Consider the following 5113-nt stretch of genomic DNA (forward strand, 5'->3'; position numbering starts at 1 on the left):
ACGTGGGCCTGGGGCCCCTCTTCCCCACGTCGACGAAGCAGGTGCACGCGCCGGTGCTGGGCCTGGAGGCCTTCGCGGCCGTGGTGCGTGACAGCCCGTTGCCCGTGGTGGGCATTGGTGGGGTGGGGCTGGCGAACATCGCGAGCGTGGCGGCGGCCGGGGCGCACTGCGCGGCGGTGGTGTCCGACGCGCTGCTCGCCGCGGATATCACCGAGCGTGTGAGGCGGCTGGCGGACGCGTTTGAACAGGGGCGCGTCGGGGCATAGCCTCGAAGCCAGGAGCTTCCATGAACAACCATCCGCGTCACCACGGGCCGGCGCCGCGCCGCCCCAACATCGGCATCACCCCGGACTGGAGTCCCGCTGGCGAACAGCCCTTTGCCCGCTACGAGCTGAAGGTGCCGTACGCGGACGCCGTCCTGCGCGCGGGGGGGCTGCCCTTCGTGTTGCCGTACTCGGACGAGCCGGCCTGCGTGGAGTCCTACCTGGACCGCATCTCCGGGGTGCTCGTCACGGGCGGCGCGTTCGACATCCCTCCGTCCGCCTACGGCGAGGATGCGCGCGAGGGCCTGGGGGCGCTGAAGGAGGGGCGCACCGCCTTCGAGGCGGCGCTGATGCGCGGCGCGCTCAAGCGCAACATGCCCGTGCTGGGCATCTGTGGCGGCATGCAACTGCTCAACGTCATCCTGGGCGGCACGCTGTACCAGGACATCGGCCGTGAGGTGGAAGGGGCCCGCGAGCACGAGCAGAAGCACGACCGCGCCCACCCGCAGCACCCGGTGGACGTGAAGAACGGCACGTTGCTGGCGGAGGCAGTGGGGCATGGCCAGCTGATGGTCAACTCCACCCACCACCAGTCAGTGCGCGGCGTGGGCAAGGACGTGACGATTACCGCGGCGGCGCCGGACGGCGTGGTGGAGGCCATCGAGTCCTCCGTGCACACCTTCGCCGTGGGCGTGCAGTGGCACCCCGAATACATGTCCACGACGATTCCCGTGCACGTGGGGCTCTACAAGGCGTTCGTGCAGAAGGCGCGCGAGCACCGCCGGTGAGCGCGCGCGTCCTCCTGCTGGCCGGGCTGGAGCCCACGGGACGGGCGGGGCTGCTGGCGGACGTCGCCGCGGTGCGCGCGCTGCGGGGGCAGCCGGTGGCGGTGCCCACCGCGCAGACGGCGCAGGGGGTCCGCACCTTCACCTGGACGGCTTCGCCGCCGCGCGTGCTGTCCGCGCAGGTGGCCGCCGCGCGCGAGCTGGGGCCGGTGCACGCGGTGAAGTGCGGCATGGTGCCCGCGCGCGCGCAGCTCCTGGCCGCGCAGCGGGCCTTGGAGGGCACTGGCGCGTGGTGGGTGGTGGACCCGGTGGTGCGCACCTCCCGGGGCGAGCCGCTGACGCGCCTGTCCGCGCGGGCCTACCTGGCCCTGGCCGGGCCGCGCGTGGTGCTCACGCCGAACCTGGATGAAGCGGGCTGGCTGCTGGGGCGCCCCGTCGCGCGCACGGTGGCCGACGCCGCCGACGCGGCAGCGGCCCTGGCCCGGCACGGCTTTGGCGCGGTGCTGGTGAAGGGCGGGCACCTGCCGGACACGCAGGGGCTGGCGGACGTGCTGGCGACGCCAGGCCGTGTGCGGGTGCTGGAAGGCCGGAGGCTGGCGCGCGCGCCCGAGCGCCGGGGCACCGGGTGCCGGCTGGCCTCCGCGCTGGCCACGGAGCTGGGCCGGGGACGCACGCTGGAGACGGCGGTGCGGTCGGCCCGCGCGCTGGTGGTGCGCTACCTCAGGACGGGCACGGAGTAGGGCGGCGCCGCGCTACTCGCTCCGCGACCGGCTCTCGAAGCGGGTGTACTCGGCCAGGAACACCAGGTCGATGGAGCCGATGGGGCCGTTGCGCTGCTTGGCGACGATGAGCTCCACGGGGATGACGGTGTTCGACTGCTGCGCCGGCTGCGCGTCGGGGCCTTCGTCATCAGCCACCTCGCGGTGGATGAACATCACCACGTCGGCGTCCTGCTCGATGGAGCCGGACTCACGCAGGTCGGACAGCATGGGCTTGCCGCCCTTGCGGTCCTCCACCTTTCGGCTGAGCTGGCTGAGCGCGATGATGGGCACCTCCAGCTCCTTGGCGAGCTGCTTCAGCGCGCGGGAGATTTCGGCGACCTCCAACTGGCGGCTCTCCACCTTGCCCTTCTGATGCATGAGCTGGAGGTAGTCGATGACGATGAGCGACAGGCGCGGGTCGCGCTGCTTCACGCGGCGGGCCTTGGCGCGCAGGTCGAACGGGGACAGGCCGCCCGAGTCGTCGATGTAGATGGGCGCGTTGTAGAGCGCGCCCGCCATCTCCTGGAACTTCTCCTCGTCGTGCGGCGACAGCCGGCCGCCACGCAGCTTCTTCATGTCCACGCGCGCGGTGGAGGCCAGCAGACGCATCAGCAGCTGGTCGGCGGGCATTTCCAGGCTGAAGATGCCGACGGCCTTGTTCTCCTTCAGCGCCGCGTGCACCGCGATGTTCATCGCGAAGGACGTCTTGCCGATGCCGGGACGCGCCGCGAGGATGATGAGCTCGCCGGCGTGCAGGCCGGTGAGCTGGTTGTCCAGGTCGATGTAGCCGGTGGACAGGCCGGTGATGCCCGTGGCCGCCGCCTTCATCTTGTCGAGCAGGTCGAGCGTATGCTCCATCAGCTCGCTGACCGGGCGCAGGTCGCCCTCGCGCTTCTTCTCCGCGAGGAGGAACACCTTGCGCTCGGCCTCGTCGAGCAGCACCTCCAGCTCGCCCGTCTCCTGGCTGGCGAGGTCTTGAATCTCCCGGCCCGCCTGGGCCAGGCGGCGCCGGATGGCCTGGTCCTTGACGATCTGCGCGTACTGGACCGCGTTGGACGCGATGGGCACCACCTGGTCCAACCGCATCAGGTAGGCCGGGCCGCCCACCGACACCAGGTGGCCCAGCACCTTCAGCTCCTCGGCCAGCGTCAGGTGGTCCACCTGTCTCGACTGGCCGTCGAGCTTCAGCATCGCCTCGAAGATCTGGGCGTGTGCGGGGCTGGAGAAATCCTCTGGGTGGACGACCTCGCCTACCGACGCGATGAGCGTGTTGTCCGCCAGCACGGCGCCCAGCACGGCGCGCTCCGCGGCGAGGTCCTCGTGGACCTTCCGACCCTCTCTGAACTCGTGGACGTTCTCCATGGCGGCCCGCCCACTCTACAGGCAGGGCTGACACATCCAAATTCGCCGCCACAGCCCTGTAGCAGCCCTGCTTACCCCTCCAGTCCCCACTTCTGGAGGAAGGCTTCACGCCAGGTGCGGCTGAGCACGACGGAGCTCCCATCCTTGAGGACGAGGATTCCATCTCCGTGGCTCCACGGCTCCAGGCGGGCCACCGCGTCCAGGTTGACGATGTCGCCCCGGTGCACCCGGACGAAGCGCGAGGAGTCCAGCCGTTCCTCCAGGGCCCGGAGGGTCTGTCGCACCAGGTGTTCACCCTGGCCGGTGTAGAGCCGCACGTACTTGTCCTCGGACGACAGGCGCCAGACGTCCGCCAGCGGCAGGGGCACCCAGGCCTCGCCCACCTTCACCACCAGCCGCGCCAACGGGCGGCCCGCGGGGGCCCGCCCCAGCTCGGACAGCAGGGCCAGGAGCCGCGCGGTGTCTGGCCTCCCGCTGCGCAGCACCGCGTGCGCCTTGTCGAGCGCCCGGCCGAAGCGCTCCGCGTCGTAGGGCTTCAGCAGGTAATCCACCGCCTGGGCTTCGAAGGCCGCCAACGCGAAGGCGTCGTACGCGGTGGAGAAGATGACGGCCGGGCAATGCTCCGGGCCCAGCGCCTCCAGCACCTCGAAGCCGGTGAGGCCGGGCATCTGCACGTCGAGCACCAGCAGGTCCGGACGCAGGGCGCCCACCTGTCGCAGCGTCTGGGGCCCATCCGCCGCCTCGCCCGCGAGCGCGAAGCGCGAGTCCTCCGCCAGCAGGCGCTTCACCTTCGCCCGCGCGGGGGCTTCGTCGTCGGCCACCAGCACCTGGAAGCGCGTCATGCCGTGGCCTCCCGGGGCAGCCACAGCGACACGCGCGCGCCGCCCTCGGGGCCGTGGCTCCGCTCCAGCCGCGCACGGCCCGCGTGCAGCAGCGCCAGGATGCGCTCCAGGTGGGCCAGCCCCACGCCGGGGCCTGACGCGGGCGAGGGCGTGCCGAAGCCGCGCCCCGTGTCCTCCACCTCCAGCCGCCACCCGGCGCCGTCCTCCCGGGCCCGGATGCGCACCTCCAGGGGCTCGGTCCGGTCCTGGTTGTGCTTCACCGCGTTCTCCACCAGCGCTTGCAGCGCGAAGCAGGGCACCTGGGCGCCGTCCATGCCGGGCGCCACCTCCCAGCGCACCGTCACCCGTTCACCGAAGCGCGCGGCCAGCAGGGCCACGAAACGCGCGGCCTGGGTGCGCTCCTCGGCCAGCGTCCACGTGGCCTCGCGCCGCTCCAGGCTGGCGCGCAGCAGCCCGCCCAGGTCGCTGAGCAGCCGGTCCGTGCGCGCGAGGTCCTCGTACATCACCGCGCTGACGGTGTTCAGTGCGTTGAAGAGGAAGTGCGGGTGGAGCTGGCCGGTGAGGGACTGGAGCTGGGCCGCGCGCAGCTCGGCCTCCAGCGCGGCCTCCCGTAGCGCCCGCGCATGGCGCTTCTTCCAGGCCTGGAGGAAGCTCCAGAGCGTGGCGGAGACGGTGTACGAGATGAGGTCCTTCTGCGCCTCCATGGGGATGCGAAAGGCGAGCTCGCCGGAGTCGTAGGCGCCCCAGCCGAGCAGCGCGTACAGCAGGTGCCGCGACCCCACCATCAGCGCGGTGTGCAGGCCGGTGAAGAGCACGAAGGCCCCGGCATGGATGCCCAGGAAGCGCCCCCAGCCCACCACGCGAGGGCCCGGGGCGTTGAGGACCGCCGTATAGAGGATGGGCAGGACCGCCCAGATGCCGAGCGCCCCGGTGACTTCCCAGACGAAGGGCCGGGCCCCCGGCACCTCGCCGCCCTCCGTGAGGATGGTGAGGCACAGCGTGAGCCCCATCCACAGGCCCAGCAGCAGGCAGAAGCCGAACAACGCCAGCGCCGGCCGCGCGCGGAGGTGGGGCCACTTCCAGGTAGGGCGGACCAGGGG

The 5113-nt window shown here is 72.0% G+C and carries 6 protein-coding genes; 3 read left to right on the forward strand and 3 right to left on the reverse strand.

The genetic code is table 11. The annotated features are described in order from the left end of the window. The 3 genes from G4D87_RS33360 to thiD form a co-directional block, all read left to right on the forward strand. Positions 1 to 266: thiamine phosphate synthase (locus G4D87_RS33360; RefSeq protein WP_163786726.1), on the forward strand; the 266-nt coding region annotated here is incomplete at its 5' end. A gap of 20 nt (positions 267 to 286) precedes the next feature. Next, positions 287 to 1051: a gamma-glutamyl-gamma-aminobutyrate hydrolase family protein gene (locus G4D87_RS33365; RefSeq protein WP_163786727.1), complete on the forward strand. Its 765-nt coding sequence runs from the start codon at positions 287 to 289 to the stop codon at positions 1049 to 1051. Continuing rightward, positions 1048 to 1788 (forward strand): bifunctional hydroxymethylpyrimidine kinase/phosphomethylpyrimidine kinase, encoded by a 741-nt coding sequence (gene thiD, locus G4D87_RS33370; RefSeq protein ID WP_163786728.1) that lies wholly within the window; start codon positions 1048 to 1050, stop codon positions 1786 to 1788. The genes G4D87_RS33365 and thiD overlap by 4 nt, the downstream gene beginning before the upstream one ends. 12 nt (positions 1789 to 1800) lie before the next feature. On the opposite strand, the gene dnaB is transcribed toward thiD, so the two are convergent. From dnaB to G4D87_RS33385, 3 genes are all read right to left on the reverse strand, one after another. Further along, a complete protein-coding gene (gene dnaB / locus G4D87_RS33375) occupies positions 1801 to 3171 on the reverse strand; it encodes a replicative DNA helicase (RefSeq protein WP_163786729.1) in 1371 nt (456 codons plus the stop codon). Positions 3172 to 3242: 71 nt separating this feature from the next. Next, the gene (locus G4D87_RS33380) at positions 3243 to 4013 is read right to left on the reverse strand and encodes a LytR/AlgR family response regulator transcription factor (protein WP_163786730.1); all 771 of its coding nucleotides are present in this window, start codon (positions 4011 to 4013) and stop codon (positions 3243 to 3245) included. After that, positions 4010 to 5110, reverse strand: a complete 1101-nt coding sequence (locus G4D87_RS33385; RefSeq protein ID WP_163786731.1) for a sensor histidine kinase — start codon at positions 5108 to 5110, stop codon at positions 4010 to 4012. Before G4D87_RS33385 ends, G4D87_RS33380 begins: the two co-directional genes overlap by 4 nt. Between the last annotated feature and the right edge of the window lie 3 nt (positions 5111 to 5113).

The organism is Myxococcus vastator (genome assembly GCF_010894475.1).
Taxonomy (GTDB): Bacteria; Myxococcota; Myxococcia; order Myxococcales; family Myxococcaceae; genus Myxococcus; species Myxococcus vastator.